This is a genomic window from Caulobacter henricii (assembly GCF_001414055.1).
Taxonomy (GTDB): Bacteria; Pseudomonadota; Alphaproteobacteria; order Caulobacterales; family Caulobacteraceae; genus Caulobacter; species Caulobacter henricii.
The window spans coordinates 3474522-3492602 of record NZ_CP013002.1 but is presented as its reverse complement, the minus strand read 5'-3'; the positions used below and the strand labels follow the sequence as shown (position 1 = coordinate 3492602).

Below are 18081 nucleotides of genomic sequence, written 5' to 3'. Positions count from 1 at the left end.
GTCCCATGCCCGTCCGCGTGAACCTCGACCGCGTCCTGCTCGAACGTCGCATGTCGCTGACTGAACTGTCCGACCGGGTCGGCGTGACCATCGCCAACCTGTCGATCCTGAAGACCGGCAAGGCGCGGGCGGTGCGGTTCTCGACCCTGGACGCCCTGTGCCGCGAACTGGATTGCCAGCCGGGCGATCTGCTGACCTTCGACGCCGGGCCACCCGACAGCGACGACTGACACCGGCCGATCCCGTCGGCCTTGACGAGCTGTTTCTAGAGGCTGGTTTCGAGCACGGCGGCCTGGCGGGCACGGCGCCGGGCGAACAGCAGGGCCGCCTCGGCTGCCCCTTCGACCCCGCCGCCGGGGCGCTCAAGGGCTTCGCTGTCGACGAACTGAAGTCCGGCCTCGCGGTCGGACTGCCAGACCACCCGTGACAGGTGGATGCGGCGCATGCGGATGTCGACCAGATAGAGGTCGCCCTCGGGCAGGGTTGAGCCCAGCAGCCGGATCCGGCCCCCGCCCTCGGCCAGGTCGATCAGGGCGCAGCGCAGGGTCTCGCGGCCACTGACCAGATAGACCTTGCGCGAGGTCGGCCGGCGGGCATAGGCGCGCTGGTCTTCGGAGAGGGCGGATTGTCGGGCGGCGGCTCGCATGGGTCGAGCTTATGGCATCGCAAGGTTTACGCGAGTATGACCGCAGCGTCCCGCAGGGTGAGGCGCTTTGCCGCGCCCCTCTTCCGGTGCCGGTCAGTTGTAGCGCGGCTTTTTCAGCAGGGTCGCCCGGTCCATGGAGCGGATCTCCACGACGAAGGTGTCGCCTTCGCGCAGCACCCGCAGGGGGATGGTCACGCCGGCCGGGCCCAGACGCCAGAGGGCGGTATAGAACTCGGTCAGGTCGGAGATGCCGCGGCCATCGACCGCCAGGAGGATGTCGCCCGGCTTGAGCTCGGCCCGCGCCGCCGGTCCTTTCGGCGACAGGCCGACCACCACCACATGATCCTCGATCTCCTGGGCGAAGACCCCCAGCCAGGGGCGAGGCGGATGGGGCGGCTGGCCGCGGGCCAGGTCGTCGAGGATCGGCGGCAGCAGGTCGGCGGGCACGAACATGTTGATCGGCTTGGCCGCCCCGTCCCGGCCCTGGGTCTCCAGGGTCAGGGATCCCAGTCCGACCAGGTCGCCCCGGGGCCCGATCAGGGCCGCGCCGCTCCAGTGCGGGTGGGCCGGCTCGGCCATGATTGCGTCGTCGAGCAGATATTCCCAGTAGCCGGCGAACGGCATGCGGGTCAGGACCTGTGCGGCGGTGGCATGGGCGCGGCCGCCGGCTCCGGCGGTGATGACGGCCGAGCCGGGCCCCAGGTCCTTCGACGAGCCGATGCGCAGGGCAGGCAGGTCGAGTGGCTGCAGGGCCTGGACCAGGCCAAGGCCGCTGCGGGCGTCGAAGCCCAGCACGTGGGCGGAGATCCGGCGGCCGTCATTGAGGGTCAGGATCACCTCCCGCGCCTCGGTGATCAGATAGGCCATGGTCAGGACCAGGCCGCTGGGGCTGATGACCACCCCGTTGCCGAGGCGCTCGGTGCCCAGAATGCCGGCGGTATAGGCGTCGGCCGGGACACGCGCCTCGAGGGCGACCACGGAGTCCAGCGCCGTGTCGAGGTCGAACGCATAGGCCCCGGAGGCGGGGCGCAGCCGGGCCTCGACCTCATAGCCCCTGAACGGCGAAGGCATTCCACTCTCCTGCTTCAGGAGGAGAAACTGGGGCCGGCCACGCCCTGCGGCAAGAGGGTCCGGCGACGCGGGGGTGTTTCAGCCTGTCGGCGCCTGCTGGCAGGTCACCCTTCAACCCGCTCTTCCCGGCAAGGGCCGGGGAGAGCGGGTCATGGATCCTATTTCCCGACCGCCGCCTTCTGGAAGGCGAACAGTTCGCCGATACCCTTTTCGGCCAGGCCGTAGAGGGATTCGAATTCGGCCCGGGTGAAGCCGCGCTTTTCGCCGGTGGCCTGGATCTCGACGATGTCGCCGCCTTCGGTCAGGACGAAATTGCTGTCGGCCTCGGCATTGCTGTCTTCCTCATAGTCGAGGTCCAGCACGGGGACATTGTTGAACACGCCGCAGGAGACGGCGGCGACCTGGCCGATGATCGGATCGGCCTTCAGCACGCCTTCGTCGAGCAGATATTGCGTGGCCAGGCGCAGGGCGACCCAGGCACCGGTAATGGCGGCGGTGCGGGTGCCGCCGTCGGCCTGGACGACGTCGCAGTCGAGGGTGATCTGGCGCTCGCCGAGGGCCTTGAGGTCGACCACGGCGCGCAGGGAACGGCCGATCAGGCGCTGGATTTCCTGTGTGCGGCCGGTTTGCTTGCCGGCGGCGGCCTCGCGGCGACCGCGGGTGTGGGTCGCGCGGGGCAGCATGCCGTATTCGGCCGTCACCCAGCCCTGGCCCTTGCCGCGCATCCAGCCGGGAATGCTCTCCTCGATCGAGGCGGTGACCAGCACCTTGGTGTGGCCAAAACCGATCAGGCAGGAGCCCTCGGCATAGCGGTTGACGCCGGTCTCCAGCGTGACGGCGCGCAGTTGGTCGGGGGCGCGTTTCGAGGGACGCATGGCGAACTCCAGGTTTCGGACAGATCGAGGGGCTTTGAATGCCGGACGGGGCCGCTTATCCTCTCTGCGACGGGAACTTGAAAGAGCGCCCGCCGCTTTATCTGTCTCCCGCGAGGTCTCCGGCTTAGAGCCATGACGCAATTGTTTGGTCGCACCCCTGGTCTGACGGAGTTGGACGCCCGGGCTCGCGACATCTTCAAGCGGGTGGTGGAAGCCTATCTCGAGACCGGCGAGCCGGTGGGCTCGCGCACCCTGTCGCGCGGCGGCATGGCGTTGTCGCCGGCCTCGATCCGCAACACCATGCAGGACCTGGCCCAGCTGGGCCTGCTCGACGCCCCTCATACCAGCGCCGGCCGGATGCCGACCCATGCCGGCCTGCGGATGTTCGTCGACGGCTTTCTCGAGGTCGGGGATGTCGGCCAGGACGAGCGTCAGGCCATCGAGGCCCGGCTTTTTGCCCGGGGCCGCTCGTTCGAGGAGGCCCTGGCCGAGGCCAGCTCGATCCTGTCGGGCCTGGCCGGCGGGGCCAGTATCGTGGTCACCCCGGTCCGCGAGGGCGGGGTCAAGCATGTCGAGTTCGTGGCGCTCGGCGGCGACCAGGCCCTGGCGGTCATGGTCTTCGAGGACGGCACGGTCGAGAACCGGCTGATGAAGCGCGCGGCCGGCATGACGCCCTCGGCCTTCCAGGAGGCCTCCAACTTCCTCAACAGCCGCCTGCGGGGCCGTACCCTCAGCGAGGCCAAGGACGAGGTCCGGGCCGAGCTTGAGACTGCCCGCCGGCAGCTGGACGAGACCGCAGCGCGGCTGGTCGAGGACGGCCTGGCCGCCTGGGGTGGCGGCGAGGGCGACGCCCGGGCCCTGATCGTGCGCGGCCAGGCCAACCTGCTCGGCGAGCCCGGGGCCCGCGAGGACCTCGAGCGCGTGCGCATGCTGTTCGATGATCTGGAGCAGAAGGGCCAGCTGATCGGCCTGCTCGACGACGTCCGCGAAGCCCAGGGTGTGCGCATTTTCATCGGGGCCGAAACGCGACTCTTTTCGCTTTCGGGTTCCTCCGTGATCGCGGCGCCCTATATGACGGGCCAACGCAAGGTGCTGGGCGCGATCGGCGTGATCGGCCCCACGCGCCTGAACTATGCCCGGGTGATCCCGCTGGTGGACTATACCGCCCGCGTGCTCGGCCGGATGATGGATGGATAGGACGACGAGATGAGCGACGAGCAAGCGCCGGTTGAAGAGATCATGATCCAGGATGGCGAGGACGCCGCCCAGGAAATCGAGGCGCTGAAGCTGGAAGTGGCGGCCCTGAAGGACCAGGCCCTGCGCTATGCTGCCGATGTGGAAAACACCAAGCGCCGGGCCGAGCGCGAGATGAACGATGCCCGCGCCTATGCGATCCAGAAGTTCGCCCGCGACCTGCTGGGCGCCGCCGACAACCTGTCGCGGGCCACGGCGATGAGCCCGCGCGATTCGCAGGATCCGGCGGTGACCAACTACATCATCGGCGTCGAGATGACCGAGAAGGAGCTGCTGGCGGCCTTCGAGCGCAATGGTCTCAAAAAGATCGAGCCCGCCAAGGGCGAGAAGTTCGATCCGCACCTGCACCAGGCGGTCATGGAGCAGCCCTCGACCGAGGTTGCCGCCGGCGGTGTCATCCAGTTCCTGCAGGCCGGCTATGAGCTGATGGGCCGCCTGATCCGTCCGGCCATGGTCGCCGTGGCGGCCAAGGGCTCCACCGCGCCTGGCTCGGCCGAGCCGGCGGCGACCAATGCCGGGGCCAATCCCTATGCCGGGGCCGGCTCGGAGGCTGACGGTTCCGGCGGTTCGGTCGACATCAAGTCCTGACGCCGCCGATGGTCGCAGGCCCGCTGGCTCGCGACCAGGGTGCCTCGGCCGAGTTCCTGGCGCCCAGGCCCACAGTGGGGGCTCCCGACCGGGCTTTGGTCTTAAAAGATTGACGCGGTTTCCGGCCCGGCAAGGCCCCCCGCCCCCTTCCCCAAGCGCACGATTTCGCTAATGTCGGCGGTCCATTCAAAACGGGACAGCGCGGAGATTCTCTCGGTGCGCGCGGTACCGGAACCTGGACCTGAAGATGAAGCTTACGATCGAACGGGCGGCGCTGCTGAAGGCGCTGGGGCATGTGCAGAGCGTCGTCGAGCGCCGCAACACCATCCCGATCCTGTCGAACATCCTGCTGTCGGCTGACCGCGACACGCTGAGCTTCTCGGCTACCGACCTGGACATGGAGATCATCGACGAGGGCCTGGCCCAGATCGATGTGCCCGGCCAGATCACCGCGCCGGCCCACACCCTCTATGAAATCGTGCGCAAGCTTCCCGACGGCTCGGACGTGTCGCTGTCGTTCAGCGGCGATGATCCGCGTCTGGTGATCCAGGCCGGCCGCTCGCGCTTCAACCTGCCGGTCCTGCCGGCCGGCGACTTCCCGGTGATGAGCAGCGACGGCCTCTCCAGCCGCATCGCGGTCGATACCACCGAGCTGATCCGCCTGATCGACAAGACCCGGTTTGCGATCTCCACCGAAGAGACCCGCTACTATCTGAACGGCCTCTATATCCACACGGTCAACGAAGGTGGCGTGGTCAAGCTGCGGGCCGTGGCGACCGACGGTCACCGCCTGGCCCTGGCCGAGATGGAGGCCCCGGAGGGTGCCGCCGGCCTGCCGGGCATCATCGTGCCCCGCAAGACCATCGCCGAGGCCCGTCGCCTGATGGAATCGGCCGGCGAGCATGTCGACCTGCAGGTTTCGGCCCAGAAGGTCCGCTTCGAGTTCGGCCAGGCGGCCCTGACCTCCAAGGTCATTGACGGTGCCTTCCCCGACTATCTGCGCGTCATCCCGCGCGACAACGCCAAGATCCTGACCCTGGACAACGACCTGTTCGCCAAGGCCGTCGACCGCGTCGCCACCATCTCGGCCGAGAAGAGCCGTTCGGTGAAGCTGGCCATCGAGCCGGGCCGCATCACCCTGACCGTCCGCAACATGGAAGCCGGCCAGGCCGTCGAAGAGGTCGAGGTCGACTATGACGGCGAGCCCTTCGAGATCGGCTTCAATGCCCGCTACCTGCTCGACGTCTGCGGCCAGATCGGCGGCCCGATCGCCGAGTTCCGCTTCGCCGACCCGGCCAGCCCGACCCTGGTGGTCGACCCGACCGATCCGGGCGTCAAATATGTGCTGATGCCGTTGCGGGTCTGATCCGCATCATCGAATACCAGACGGGTGCCTTCGGGCACCCGTTTTGCTGAGAGGACTCACCATGCGCCGCCGCACGTTCCTCGCCGCCCTGCCGGCCGCCGCCATGGCCGGCCCGGCCCTGGCCCAGTCACAGCTGTTCAGCGGGACCAATCCCAACCTGAAGCGGCCCGACGTTCAGGGCGGCGACCGTGTGGCCGGAGCCAGTTTTGCCTCGCGCTCGGCGGCATGGGGCATGAACGGCGCCGCCGCGACCGCCCATCCCCTGGCGACCCAGGCGGCGATCGACATGCTTCGCAAGGGGGGATCGGCCGCCGATGCGGCCATCGCCGCCAATGCGGTCCTGGGCCTGGTCGAACCCATCGCCTGCGGCATCGGCGGCGACTGCTATGTGATGCTGTGGGATCCCAAGACCCGGCAGGTCATGGGCCTCAACGGGTCTGGCCGCTCGCCCAAGGGCCTCAGCCTGGAGACCGTGCGGGCGCGGTCCAGGGACGGCAAGATCCCGTCCTGGGGCGCGGTCTCGGTCAGCGTGCCGGGCACCGTCGACGCCTGGCGCGAGATGCACGAGCGCTATGGCAAGCTGAAGTGGTCCGAACTGTTCGCGCCGGCCATCGACTATGCCGAGCAGGGCCACCCGATCACCCAGAACGTCGCCTTCTATCTCGCCGGCAGCTATCGCCGCTTCACCAATCCGGCCTCCGGTATCGAAGAGGTCGAGAACTTCAAGGCCGTCTGGGCTCCCACGAGCAGGACGCCGGTGGAGGGCGAGATCTTCAGGAACCCGCGGCTGGGTCGAACCTACCGGCTGATCGCCGAAGGCGGTGGCCGGGCGTTCTACGAGGGCGAGATCGCTGCGACGATCGAAGCCTATTTCAAGCGTATCGGCGGCTGGATGACCAAGGCGGATCTCGCGGCCAACCGCGCCGTCTGGACCACGGTCCACAAGACCGGCTATCGCGGCGTCGAGGTCTGCGCCCTGGGCGACAACACCCAGGGTCTGGCGACCCTTCAGCTGCTGAACATTCTTGAGCGCTTCGACGTCAAGACCATGGGTTTCCAGTCGGCCCAGGCCATCCATCACGCCGTCGAGGCCAAGCGCCTGGCCTATGAGGACCGCGCCCGGTTCTATGCCGACCAGGATTTCTACAGGTCGCCGATCGACTGGCTGATCTCCAAGGACTACGCGGCCGAGCGCGCCAAGCTGATCCGGCCCGACAGGATCCTGACGCCGATCTATCCGGGCCAGGCCCCCAGCCGGGGCGACACCACCTATTTCACCACGGCCGACAGGGACGGGATGATGGTGTCGATCATCCAGTCGAACTATCGCGGCATGGGCTCGGGCCTGTCGCCAGACGGGCTGGGCTTCATGTTCCAGGACCGGGGCGAACTGTTCGCCCTGACCGACGGCCATCCCAACATCTACGCGCCAGGCAAGCGGCCGTTCCAGACGATCATCCCGGGCTTTGCCCTGCGCGACGGCCAGCCGTGGCTGTCGTTCGGGGTGATGGGCGGCGACATGCAGCCCCAGGGCCAGGCCCAGATCATCAGCAACATGGTCGATTTCGGCCTGGGCGTGCAGGAGGCCGGCGATGCGCCCCGCTGGCATCACGGCGGCTCGTCCGAACCGACGGGGATCGGCGCCGAGGACATGACGGTCCTGGACCTGGAAAGCGGCGTGCCGGCCCAGACCCGCAAGGATCTGGAGGCCCTGGGCTGGAGCCTGAAGACCGAGCTCGGCGGCTATGGCGGCTACCAGGCCATCGAACGCTGGCCCGGTCGCTACGCCGCCGCCACCGAGATGCGCAAGGACGGGGTGGCTCTGGCCTATTGAGGCAAGATCCGGACGTGTCCGTAGGTAAGCGTTGCGGCGAAGATATCGTCGCGCGAAAGTCACTGTCTTGTGTTGCTTGGAGCCGCCCGTGACGTCTCGCTTGCCTGTTCTCGTCGCCCTTCTCCTGTGCGCCAGCGCACCCCTGGCCCTGGCACAGACCGCCCCGGTTGACCGCCGTGAGATCGGCAATCAGATCCTTGAGAACGTGCCGGTCGCCGCGCCGTCGATCCGGGCCGGGCTGAACCGCTATCAGAATGTCCGCGCGGCCGGTTTCCAGGACTGGGCGGCGGACGGCGGCATGCTCATCACCACCCGCTTCGCCAACACCAACCAGTTGCACAAGGTGGCCGCGCCGGGCGCTGACCGCGCCCAGCTGACCTTCCACGACGAGCCAGTCACCGGCGTCCACACCCTGCCGAACGGCGACGTGCTGTTCTCCAAGGACACCGGCGGCGACGAGTGGTTCCAGTTGTTCGTGCGGAGCGCCGACGGCAAGGAGACCCAGCTCACCGAAACCGGCACGCGCAACGGCTCGCCGGCCTGGTCGAAGGACGGCTCGGTGCTGGTGTGGTCGCGCACCACCAGGGGGTCAGGCGACGCCGAAATTCTGATGCGCGATCCTGCCGCCCCGGGCGGAGCAAGGGTGATCCTGAAGGGCGAGGGCGCCATGTCGCCCGAGGCTGTGTCGCCCGACGGGAAGACCGTGCTGCTAGGTCGCTACTATTCGATCCGCGAGTCCAAGCGCTGGCTGCTCGACGTGGCGACCGGCAAACTGACGCTGCTCAATCCCAGCAAAGACAAGATCGCCTATGCCGGAGGGCGGTTCACGCCGGACGGCAAGAGCGTGATGATGCTGTCCGACGAGGGCTCGGAGGTCATGCGTATCGTGGTGCTTGACCTGGCTACCGGCGCCAAGCAGTTCTCGGGCGACCGGGTTTGGGACGTCGAAGCGTTCACGCTCTCCGACGACGGCAAGATGCTGGCCTATGCCGTCAACGAGGACGGCTATTCCAAGCTGTTTGTCCGCGACCACCTGACCCGCCGGAGCCTCCCTCAACCGCCCATTCCAGCCGGCGTGGTCAGCGGCTTGGCCTTCTCTCCGGATGGCACCAAGTTGGGTTTCAGCCTCGCGACCCCGACCGCCGCCAGCGATGCGTGGAGCTGGAGCTGGGACGCCCCCGACGGCAAGCTCGAGCGCTGGACGGCGTCGGAGCTGGGCGGCCTGGACCCCAAGGCCCTGGTGACACCGGAACTGGTTCGCTACCCGTCCTTCGACAAGCGATCCATCCCGGCCTTCATCTACAAGCCAAACCTTTCCGAAGGACGCAAGGCGCCGGTGGTCATCGACATCCACGGCGGCCCGGAAGGGCAGTCGCGGCCGACGTTCAACACGTTCAGCCAACACGCCGTCGCCGAGCTGGGCGCGGCGGTCATCATCCCCAATGTTCGGGGCTCCACCGGCTACGGCAAGACCTATCTGAACCTCGACAACGCCGAAAAGCGTGAGGACTCGGTCAAGGACATCGGCGCCCTGCTGGACTGGATCAAGACCCAGCCGGATCTCGACCCGAGCCGGGTTGTGGTCAGCGGCGGCTCGTACGGCGGCTACATGTCGTTGGCGGTCATGACCCACTATTCCGACCGGATGGCCGGCGGGATCGAGCTGTTCGGCATCTCCAACTTCGTCTCGTTCCTGCAGAACACCGAAGCCTACCGGCGCGACCTGCGCCGCGCCGAATATGGCGACGAGCGCGACCCGAAGATGCTGAAGGTCTTCGAGGTGATCTCGCCGATGAACAACGTCCACAAGATCACCAAGCCGATGCTGGTCATGCAGGGCTGGAACGATCCGCGCGTGCCCAAGTCCGAGTCCGACCAGATCGTCGCCAAGCTGCGCGGGAAGGGCGTCGAGACCTGGTACGTTCAGTTCAAGGACGAGGGCCACGGCTTCCGCAAGAAGGTCAACAACGACCGTCGCCGGGAGGTCGAGACCCAGTTCCTGCAGAAGGTGCTGGGTTCGGCCAAGGGCCAGTAGGGCGGATGGGCCAAGGCCTGTGCGAAGACCGCTTCGCCGCCCTGTTCGACAACATGCTCACCCTCTGGGAAGCGACGGACTTTGGGGGCTGCGAGACCTGGTTCGATCGCTCGCAGCGCGTCGAGGCGGTGTTCGGCAGCATCGAGCACCGCATCGACCTGATCGCCATGAACTACGCCGTCCATCGGTCGATCGCCCCCGACGCCCGCTTCGACGAGCCGCTCCGGGCGCTCGTCGACCGTGACGAGGCGCGCCAGATCTTTCAGGCCAACATGATGCGCGTGCTGATGGACGCGGCCGGGGTCTGGCAGAAGGATAATCTGGAGATCGCGCGGCGGTATTTCGGGTAGGACGTCCAGCGCCGCAGGCCCCCTCCTGACCTGCTCCGCAGGTCGTCCTCCCCCTTGTCAGGGGGAAGATGAAACGCGCGCACCCATCTTCCCCCTCCGGGGGAAGACGATCGCGAAGCGATCCGTAGGGGGCAAGTGCGGGGATAGCGATCGCGCCATCCCCGGATCGGCACGGGGACTAACAACCCTCTCCCAGAGGGAGAGGGTGGGGCCCGCCGCGTAGCGGTGGGAGGGTGAGGGGTTTGCGAAGCCCTTCCGGACAGGGCACGGCCTGAGGTGCGACAACGGTTGACGGTGTAACCCCTCACCCTCCCACGCCAGCGTGGGTCCCTCCCTCTCCCTCTGGGAGAGGGTCGAAGGAACGGGGATCAACCCGGGCGTTCAGCAAACTTATCCGACGCGCCCAAACCTCCCGTATTCTGTCCCCACCTCGTCGCGGGGAAAGGGCGCAGGGCCAGCGACCATGGCGGCGGCGGGGGGTGATCGAGCGGGACTGGGCTTCAGGGGGATACTGAAGCGTGTCCGGGGATCTGGTTGCTGGCCAGACTCGCCCGCCGTCGGCGTGGTTGAAGGCAAAAGGGCGTGTCTGGCTGTAAGCCCGTCCTCTTCGACCGCCGGAGCGCGCCGGAAACGGCGGGATCCGGGTCCCGGTAAGGCCTCAACAGGGCCACCCGACGGGAGGCGGACGGAAAACGGTGACGCGGAGCGGACGGCTTCGTCGAAACGGTTACTCTATCCAATCTCCGGGCGAGCCCGGACGCTCCGCGACCCTTTCCATCAACTCAGCGAGGGATCGCGTGAGGTTGAAAGCCTGTGTCCGCCAGACTTGCCCCCTACGGGCTGCTGCGCAGCCGTCTTCCCCCCGACCCCCTCAGCCGGCTTCGCCGGCAGCTCCCCCGAAGGGGAGCATGGGGGAAGATGAAACACGCTGACCTCATCTTCCCCCTCCGGGGGAGGACGACCGCGATAGCGGTCAGGAGGGGGCAAGTGACGTCAGGGCCAACCTGCCTTAAGAGACCCCCATGGCGTCGGCCGCGATCCTCACCCTGACCCTGACCGATTTCAGGTCCTATGCCAGCGCCCGTCTCGAGACCGGCGGGGCCAGCGTCTATCTGTTCGGGGCCAATGGGGCCGGCAAGACCAACCTGCTGGAGGCCATCAGCCTCTTGTCGCCGGGCAAGGGCCTGCGCGGCTCCAGCCTGGCCGAGGTCGGGCGGCGGCTGCCGGGCGAGGCTACGGGCCGGGCCTGGGCTGTGGCGGCCCAGATTGAAGCGGGCGAGGATGAGCCGGTCCAGCTGGGCACCGGCGTCGAGGCCGGCGGCCAGACCCGGCGTCTGGTGCGGGTCGACGGCGAAACCGTGCCGCCGGGCCGGCTGGCCGACCATGTCCGGCCCATCTGGCTGACCCCGGCCCAGGACCGGCTGTTTCTGGAGGCCGCCTCCGAGCGCCGCCGCTTCTTCGACCGCCTGGTCTTTGCCGGAGAGGCCGACCATGCCCGCCACGCCAATGTCTATGACAAGGCCCAGCGCGAGCGGATGCGCCTTCTGACCGATGCCGCCGAGTCCGGCGTGCCGGCCGATACGGTCTGGCTGACCGCCCTGGAGGCGCGGCTGGCCCAGGCCGGGGGACTGATGGCCCAGGCCCGGGCCCGTACCCTGATCGCCCTGCAGGCCGAGATCGACGGTCGCGGTGATCGCCCCTTCCCGCAGGCCCGTTTGTCCCTGACCGGCGAGTGGGAAAGGCTGGCGCTTGCAGGGCATGACCTGGCCGAGATCGAGCTGCGTCTGGCCACCGCCTTGGCCGCCGCCCGGCCGCGCGACGGGGCGGCTGGAAGGGCCCTGACCGGGCCCCATCGCGGGGATCTAGACATCCTGCACGTCGGCAAGGACCGCCCCGCCGCCGAATGTTCCACCGGCGAGCAGAAAGCGCTGATTCTGAACCTGGTTTTGGCCCAGGCGGCGCGACTTTCGCGTGCGGATTCCGCGCCGAATCCTATAGTATTGCTCGACGAAGTCGCAGCGCATCTCGACCTGACCCGGCGAGCTGCTCTGGCGGACGAAATCACGGCACTCAAGCTCCAGGCCTTCATGACAGGCACGGACGAGTCGCTGTTCGACCATCTCAAAGGTCGGGCTCTGGGTGTTCGCGTGTGCGAGGCCGGCCTGACCGCTTTGGAAGACGTATGACGCAAGAGACCGAAGGCCCGGCTGAAGACAATACCGGCGATCGCCTGACCACTGCAGACGGCTCGCAGATGGCAGCCCCCGAAGTGATGGGCGGCGAGTATGACGCTGACTCGATCAAGGTGCTGAAGGGCCTGGATGCGGTGCGCAAGCGCCCCGGCATGTATATCGGCGACACCGATGACGGCTCGGGCCTGCACCACATGGTCTATGAGGTGGTCGACAACGCCATCGACGAGGCCCTGGCCGGTCACGCCACCAAGGTCGAGGTCATCCTCAATGCCGACGGCTCGGTGACGGTCACCGACGACGGTCGCGGCATCCCGGTCGACATCCACGAGGGCGAAGGCGTCTCGGCGGCCGAGGTCATCATGACCCAGCTGCATGCCGGCGGTAAGTTCGACCAGAACAGCTACAAGGTCTCCGGCGGCCTGCACGGCGTCGGCGTCTCGGTGGTCAATGCGCTCAGCGACTGGCTGGAACTGAAGATCCACCGCAACGGCCACAGCTACCAGATGCGCTTCGAGCGCGGCGATGCGGTGACCTCCCTGGCCCAGACCGGCGACTCGCCCGTCCGCGCCGACGGGCCCAAGGCCGGAACCACCCTGACCGGCACGGAAGTGACCTTCTTCCCGTCGAAGGACACCTTTGCCTTCATCGATTTCGACCGCAAGACGCTCGAGCATCGCCTGCGCGAGCTGGCCTTCCTGAACTCGGGCGTGACCATCTATTTCCGCGACCTGCGCGACGCCGCGCCGTGGGAAGAAAAGCTGCACTATGAGGGCGGCATCGAGGCCTTCGTCCGCCATCTCGACAAGGCCAAGACCCCGCTCCTGAAGATGCCGATCGTCATTCGCGGCCGCAAGGACAAGGTCGAGGTCGATCTGGCCCTGTGGTGGAACGACAGCTACCACGAGCACATGCTGTGCTTCACCAACAACATCCCCCAGCGGGACGGTGGCACCCACCTGTCGGCCTTCCGCGGGGCCCTGACCCGGATCATCACCAACTACGCCGAGAGCTCGGGCATCACGAAGAAGGAAAAGGTCAATGTCGGGGGCGAGGACGCCCGTGAAGGTCTGACCTGCGTGCTGTCGGTCAAGGTTCCCGATCCCAAGTTCAGCTCCCAGACCAAGGACAAGCTGGTCTCGTCCGAAGTGCGCCCCGCTGTCGAGGGCCTGGTCCAGGAAGGCCTGGCCACCTGGTTCGAGGAGCATCCCAACGAGGCGAAAGCCATCGTCTCCAAGATCGCCGAGGCCGCCGCTGCCCGCGAAGCGGCCCGCAAGGCCCGCGAACTGACCCGCCGCAAGAGCGCGCTCGACATCACCTCCCTGCCGGGCAAGCTGGCGGACTGCTCCGAGCGCGATCCGGCCAAGTCGGAAATCTTCATCGTCGAGGGTGACTCGGCCGGCGGATCGGCCAAGCAGGCCCGCAACCGCGACAACCAGGCCGTCCTGCCCCTGCGCGGCAAGATCCTCAATGTGGAGCGGGCGCGCTTCGACAAGATGCTGTCGTCCGACCAGATCGGCACCCTGATCACGGCCCTCGGGGCCGGCATCGGCCGTGACGACTTCAATGCCGACAAGGTGCGCTACCACAAGATCGTGCTGATGACCGACGCCGACGTCGACGGCGCCCACATCCGCACCCTGCTGCTGACCTTCTTCTACCGGCAGATGCCTGAGCTGATCGAGCGCGGCTATATCTACATCGCCCAGCCGCCGCTCTACAAAGCCGCCAAGGGCAAGTCGTCGCGCTATCTCAAGGACGACGCCGAGATGGACGCCTTCCTGATCGACGAGGGCGTCGACGGGGCCGAGCTCGACCTGCCCTCGGGCGAGCGCCGGACCGGCAAGGACCTTCTGGCCCTGGTGCAGCTGTGCCGCCAGGCCAAGGGCAATATCGACCGTCTGGCCGCCCGGGCCCCGGCCTTTGCGGTCGAGCAGACGGCCCTGGCCGGCCTGCTCAGCGACAGGCCGGACATCGCCGCCGCCGCCGCCCGTCTCGACCTCTATGCCGAGGAAGGCGATGGTCTTTGGACCGGCGAGCGCGGCGATACCGCCTATGTGTTCAAGCGTATCCGGCGTGGCGTCACCGAGAGCGTAGTGCTGGATGACGGCCTGCTGAACGCCGCCGATGCCCGCCGTCTGGCCGAGCGCGCCGGGGCCCTGGCCGAGATCTTCTCGGGCCGGGCCGTGTTCCGCCGCAAGGACAAGTCGACAACCGTCCGTGGACCGATGGATTTGGTCGGGGCGGTGATGGACGCCGGCCGCAAGGGCCTGTCGATCCAGCGCTACAAGGGTCTGGGCGAGATGAACCCCGACCAGCTCTGGGAAACGACCCTCGATGCCGAGGCCCGCACCCTGCTGCAGGTCAAGGTCAACCATGCCGACGATGCCGATGACATGTTCAGCCGGCTGATGGGCGATCTGGTCGAGCCGCGTCGCGAGTTCATCCAGGAAAACGCTCTCGACGCCGAGGTTGACGTCTAGGTCAGCTGCCGGATCTTCGGGCATTTTGAGCGCCCGTTGCCCAATCTTGCGGCGACCGCCTCGAAAATCTCCCCGAATTGGGGTGAAAGTCCCCTCCTGCGGCCCTATGTCGCATAGGTCGAGTGACACGGGATTCACCGTGCGCAAACCTGCCGCCGATCGGCAAGGTATTGCGTGAGGGCCTGTGAAGTTGGAACAAGACGCCAGCCTGCGTCCGGAGCGAATTCTGGACCTCTCCGAACGTCTGAGCTCTGTCGCCGGGGAAAAGATCGGCGAGATCGCCCGGGTCAATCGTGCCGCCAAGATGCTGGCGATCAACGCCCTGATCGTGGCGGCCCGGGCCGGCGAGGCCGGCAAGGGCTTCGCCATCGTCGCCGAGGAATTCAAGAAGATCTCGACGGAGATCGATGACGTCGCCGCCGCCCTGGAGAGCCAGGTGCGGGCTGATCTCGATGAACTGACCGCCATCGGTGGCGCGATCCTGGGCCACATGCGCGGCCAGCGCCTGGCCGACCTGGCCCTGAACGCCATCGAGATCGTCGACCGCAACCTCTATGAACGGACCTGTGACGTCCGCTGGTGGGCCACGGACTCGGCCGTGGTCGCCTGCCTCGATGCGCCGTCGCCCGAGTCGGTCCGCCATGCCAGCCAGCGCCTGGGCGTCATACTCGACGCCTATACCGTCTATCTCGACCTGTGGATCTGCGACCCCCAGGGGCGGGTCGTGGCGACCGGACGGCCCGACCGCTACCGGGCCGCGCGCAACAGTTCGGCGGCGGACACGACCTGGTTCCGCGAGGCGATGAAGACGGCATCCGGAGATGACTTCATCGCCTGCGACATCGAACGGGTCCGGGCGCTCAATGACGCTCCGGTCGCCACCTATGCCACGGCGATCCGCGAAGGCGGTCAGAGCCAGGGACGGATCCTTGGCGTTCTGGGGGTCCATTTCGACTGGCAGCCCCAGGCCCAGGCGGTGGTCGACGGCGTTCGCCTGACCCCCGAGGAGCGCGCTCGCTCGCGGGTCATGTTGCTGGACCAGAAGGGCCGTGTCCTGGCCTCGTCGGACGGCCGCGGCGTCCTGACGGAAGTCTTTCCGCTGAACACCCGCGAGGGTGAGATGGGCAGCTATGCCGATGGTGACCTGACCGTGGGCTATGCCCTGACCCCGGGCTATGAAACCTACCGGGGACTGGGATGGTACGGCTGTCTGGCCCAGAGCAAGGCTTTGACCTCAGGCGGTGAAGCCCTGGCAAGATCCGTGGCGGCCTGATCGACCCTAGGAGCGCAACTTGGTCCGCACCTCGGCCAGGAGCGTGCTCGCCTCGCCCTTGCGCCCGCGATCGGCGACCTCACGTCCCGGCCGTGCCGGCGCCGCGAGCGCCCGTTCGAGTGCGGCGGCCGCCCCGGCATAGTCGCCCTGCCGCATCAGGAAGTCGCCCTGGAAGAAGTTGGGATCCACTCCACGAGGATTGGCGGCCAGAGCCTTGGCCAGGTAGGCACGGGCCTTCTTGGCATCTCCGAAACCGACCGGAAATCCGGGCACCTGGGCATAGAGCGAGCCCAGACTGGTATAGACCGAGCCGTCACCCAGGGCAGACGGGTTGATCTTCTCGGCGCGCTCCAGCAGGCCTTTCGCGGTCTTGGCCAGGGCCAGGCCGCCCAGGCCGCCCTTGGCCCCGGCTTCCGTCGCCGTGGAAATGGCTTCCCAGACCAGCGGCTCGGCGCGGTTGGGATATTGGTGGGCCAGGGCGTCGGCGTCTGCAGCGAGCCTGGCAGCTTCATTGGCCTGGGCGGCCTTGTCCTTGACCTCATAGTTCACGTGAGCCCAGGACCGGGCCAGACCCTCGACCCGTCCATCAAAGGCTGCGTCGGCGGCGAGGGCCGGCAGGGCGAGGGTGCCGATGGCGGCGGCGACGGCGAGCATTGGAAGCGTCTTCATGGGAACTCCAGACAGTCAGTTGGCAAACAGCCGCGCGGCCTTGCGGTCATTGGCGGACAGGGCGCGGTCGATGAGTTGCGGGAAAACAGCGTTGAGACGCACGAACAGGCTCTCGGGAAAGCCGAAATAGACGTCCTTCCTCCGGCCACGGATGGCCTCGATAATGCGACGGGCAATCAGCTCGGGCGGATCCATGTTCATCTGGGTCAGCTTGGCGAATTCCATCACAGCCGGCGTGTTGAGCGCCGTCCTGACCGCGCGGGGCGCCACATAGGTGACCTCAAGTCCCGAGCCGGACAGTTCCCGCCGCAGCGCCTGGCTGAATCCCCGAAGTCCCGCCTTGGCGCTGGAATAGGTGACGAAATGGGCGAAGTTGATCGAGCCGAAGATCGAGCCGACATTGACGATCTGTCCGCGCCCTCGTGCCTTCATACCTGGCAGAACGGCCTGGGTCAGGCGCACGGGTGCAACGAGATTGACCATGTAGCTGGCCAGAAGATGTTCGGGGCTCTGCCGTTCAAAAGGTCCGAAATGCTGAATTCCGGCCAGATTAATGACGATGTCCCAGTCCTGGCCGGTGATCGCGGCGGCGGCCGCTTCGACGCCCTCTACAGTCGAAATGTCATGCTGCAGAAACTCCGTGCAGGTGGCTGGCGCTGCGCGGTCCAGTACGACGACTCGTGCGCCCTCGGCCGTCAGTTGGGTGCCGATCAGCGAACCCAGGCCGCCCGAGCCGCCCGTGAGCAGGATGGTCTTGCCGCTAAACATGGGCCACCGCCCGGTCATGCGGAATGGCGCGGAAGACATTGGCGAAGCGCGTGAAGATCGCCGAGGCGACCTCGATAATCGCCGCCTGGTCGTCCGGGTCTTCAATCTCGTCCATCAGCTTCTGGAAGAAGACCAGGTGTTCCATGTCCAGCGCGCCGTGCGAGGTCAGGTAGCTGAAGCATTCCGGACCCAGATTAAGGTTCCTGGCGACGGCTTCGGCACCCTGGGTGGCCAGGCGCACACTCGTACCCTCCAGCACGAAGACCATGCCGAAGAAGCCCATCGGATTGACCTTGGCGATATAGTCATAGGCGAAGTCGACCATGTTCTGGGTGGCCTCGCGCGGCAGGCCGTTGCGCACGGCCTCGGCGTCGCCGCCGCAGTTGCGGATGTCGTTGAGGATCCAGGCCTCATGGCCGGTCTCTTCGGCAATGTACTCGTCCAGCGCATGGCGGAAGCGGTCATGGGCGTCATCAAGTCGCGCCCTGGCGGCCTGCATCAGAGGCACCGTGTGTTTCACATGGTGATAGGCCTCGGTCAGATAGGCGATGTAGGTCTCACGCGATATCTGGCCGGTCAGGCCGTCCTGGATCTGCGGAACGCTGGCCAGGGTCTGCTGGCCCTCGACGGTGGCGGCGACCAGTTGGGGAAAGAAGGTCAAGGTTTGGTGCTCCTGC

Annotated in this window: 16 protein-coding genes; 10 read left to right on the top strand and 6 right to left on the bottom strand. The window is 67.2% G+C overall.

Annotation, left to right across the window (positions count from 1 at the left end; all coding sequences use genetic code 11):
- The first annotated feature begins 5 nt into the window (after positions 1-5).
- A complete protein-coding gene (locus tag AQ619_RS16395; RefSeq protein ID WP_062150138.1) occupies positions 6-230 on the top strand; it encodes a helix-turn-helix domain-containing protein in 225 nt (74 codons plus the stop codon).
- A gap of 35 nt (positions 231-265) precedes the next feature.
- Here the strand turns inward: AQ619_RS16395 and AQ619_RS16390 are convergent, their stop codons facing one another.
- The 3 genes from AQ619_RS16390 to rph form a co-directional block, all read right to left on the bottom strand.
- Positions 266-646 (bottom strand): PilZ domain-containing protein, encoded by a 381-nt coding sequence (locus AQ619_RS16390; RefSeq protein ID WP_062150136.1) that lies wholly within the window; start codon positions 644-646, stop codon positions 266-268.
- Between the two features lie 93 nt (positions 647-739).
- Complete coding sequence (locus tag AQ619_RS16385) at positions 740-1717, bottom strand: S1C family serine protease (RefSeq protein WP_062150134.1); 978 nt, start codon at positions 1715-1717, stop codon at positions 740-742.
- A gap of 158 nt (positions 1718-1875) precedes the next feature.
- On the bottom strand, positions 1876-2592 hold the full coding sequence (gene rph, locus AQ619_RS16380; protein ID WP_062150132.1) for a ribonuclease PH: 717 nt from the start codon (positions 2590-2592) through the stop codon (positions 1876-1878).
- 132 nt (positions 2593-2724) lie between these two features.
- On the opposite strand from rph, the gene hrcA reads away from it, so the two are divergent.
- The 9 genes from hrcA to AQ619_RS16335 all read left to right on the top strand — a co-directional run bounded on the left by hrcA (position 2725) and on the right by AQ619_RS16335 (position 15967).
- Entirely contained in the window at positions 2725-3789 is a 1065-nt protein-coding gene (hrcA, locus tag AQ619_RS16375; protein WP_062150130.1) for a heat-inducible transcriptional repressor HrcA, read from the top strand.
- 9 nt (positions 3790-3798) lie between these two features.
- Complete coding sequence (gene grpE, locus AQ619_RS16370) at positions 3799-4434, top strand: nucleotide exchange factor GrpE (protein WP_062150126.1); 636 nt, start codon at positions 3799-3801, stop codon at positions 4432-4434.
- 247 nt (positions 4435-4681) lie between these two features.
- Positions 4682-5800 (top strand): DNA polymerase III subunit beta, encoded by a 1119-nt coding sequence (gene dnaN / locus AQ619_RS16365; RefSeq protein WP_062150123.1) that lies wholly within the window; start codon positions 4682-4684, stop codon positions 5798-5800.
- A gap of 61 nt (positions 5801-5861) precedes the next feature.
- Positions 5862-7634: a gamma-glutamyltransferase family protein gene (locus tag AQ619_RS16360; protein WP_062150120.1), complete on the top strand. Its 1773-nt coding sequence runs from the start codon at positions 5862-5864 to the stop codon at positions 7632-7634.
- A gap of 88 nt (positions 7635-7722) precedes the next feature.
- On the top strand, positions 7723-9669 hold the full coding sequence (locus tag AQ619_RS16355) for a S9 family peptidase (protein WP_236849496.1): 1947 nt from the start codon (positions 7723-7725) through the stop codon (positions 9667-9669).
- Positions 9670-9674: 5 nt separating this feature from the next.
- Complete coding sequence (locus AQ619_RS16350) at positions 9675-10019, top strand: hypothetical protein (protein ID WP_062150115.1); 345 nt, start codon at positions 9675-9677, stop codon at positions 10017-10019.
- A gap of 1022 nt (positions 10020-11041) precedes the next feature.
- A complete protein-coding gene (gene recF / locus AQ619_RS16345; protein ID WP_062150111.1) occupies positions 11042-12205 on the top strand; it encodes a DNA replication/repair protein RecF in 1164 nt (387 codons plus the stop codon).
- Positions 12202-14694, top strand: coding sequence for a DNA topoisomerase (ATP-hydrolyzing) subunit B (gyrB, locus tag AQ619_RS16340; protein WP_378109237.1), 2493 nt, complete (start codon positions 12202-12204; stop codon positions 14692-14694). The genes recF and gyrB overlap by 4 nt, the downstream gene beginning before the upstream one ends.
- Before the next feature lie 184 nt (positions 14695-14878).
- On the top strand, positions 14879-15967 hold the full coding sequence (locus tag AQ619_RS16335; RefSeq protein ID WP_236849495.1) for a methyl-accepting chemotaxis protein: 1089 nt from the start codon (positions 14879-14881) through the stop codon (positions 15965-15967).
- A gap of 6 nt (positions 15968-15973) precedes the next feature.
- Here AQ619_RS16335 and AQ619_RS16330 read toward each other — a convergent pair whose 3' ends face one another.
- From AQ619_RS16330 to AQ619_RS16320, 3 genes are read right to left on the bottom strand one after another with little or no spacing between them, the layout of a single operon-like run.
- Positions 15974-16636, bottom strand: a complete 663-nt coding sequence (locus AQ619_RS16330; protein WP_062150108.1) for a tetratricopeptide repeat protein — start codon at positions 16634-16636, stop codon at positions 15974-15976.
- Positions 16637-16651: 15 nt separating this feature from the next.
- A complete protein-coding gene (locus AQ619_RS16325; protein ID WP_062150105.1) occupies positions 16652-17404 on the bottom strand; it encodes an SDR family NAD(P)-dependent oxidoreductase in 753 nt (250 codons plus the stop codon).
- Entirely contained in the window at positions 17397-18065 is a 669-nt protein-coding gene (locus tag AQ619_RS16320) for a TenA family transcriptional regulator (protein ID WP_062150102.1), read from the bottom strand. The genes AQ619_RS16325 and AQ619_RS16320 overlap by 8 nt, the downstream gene beginning before the upstream one ends.
- Between the last annotated feature and the right edge of the window lie 16 nt (positions 18066-18081).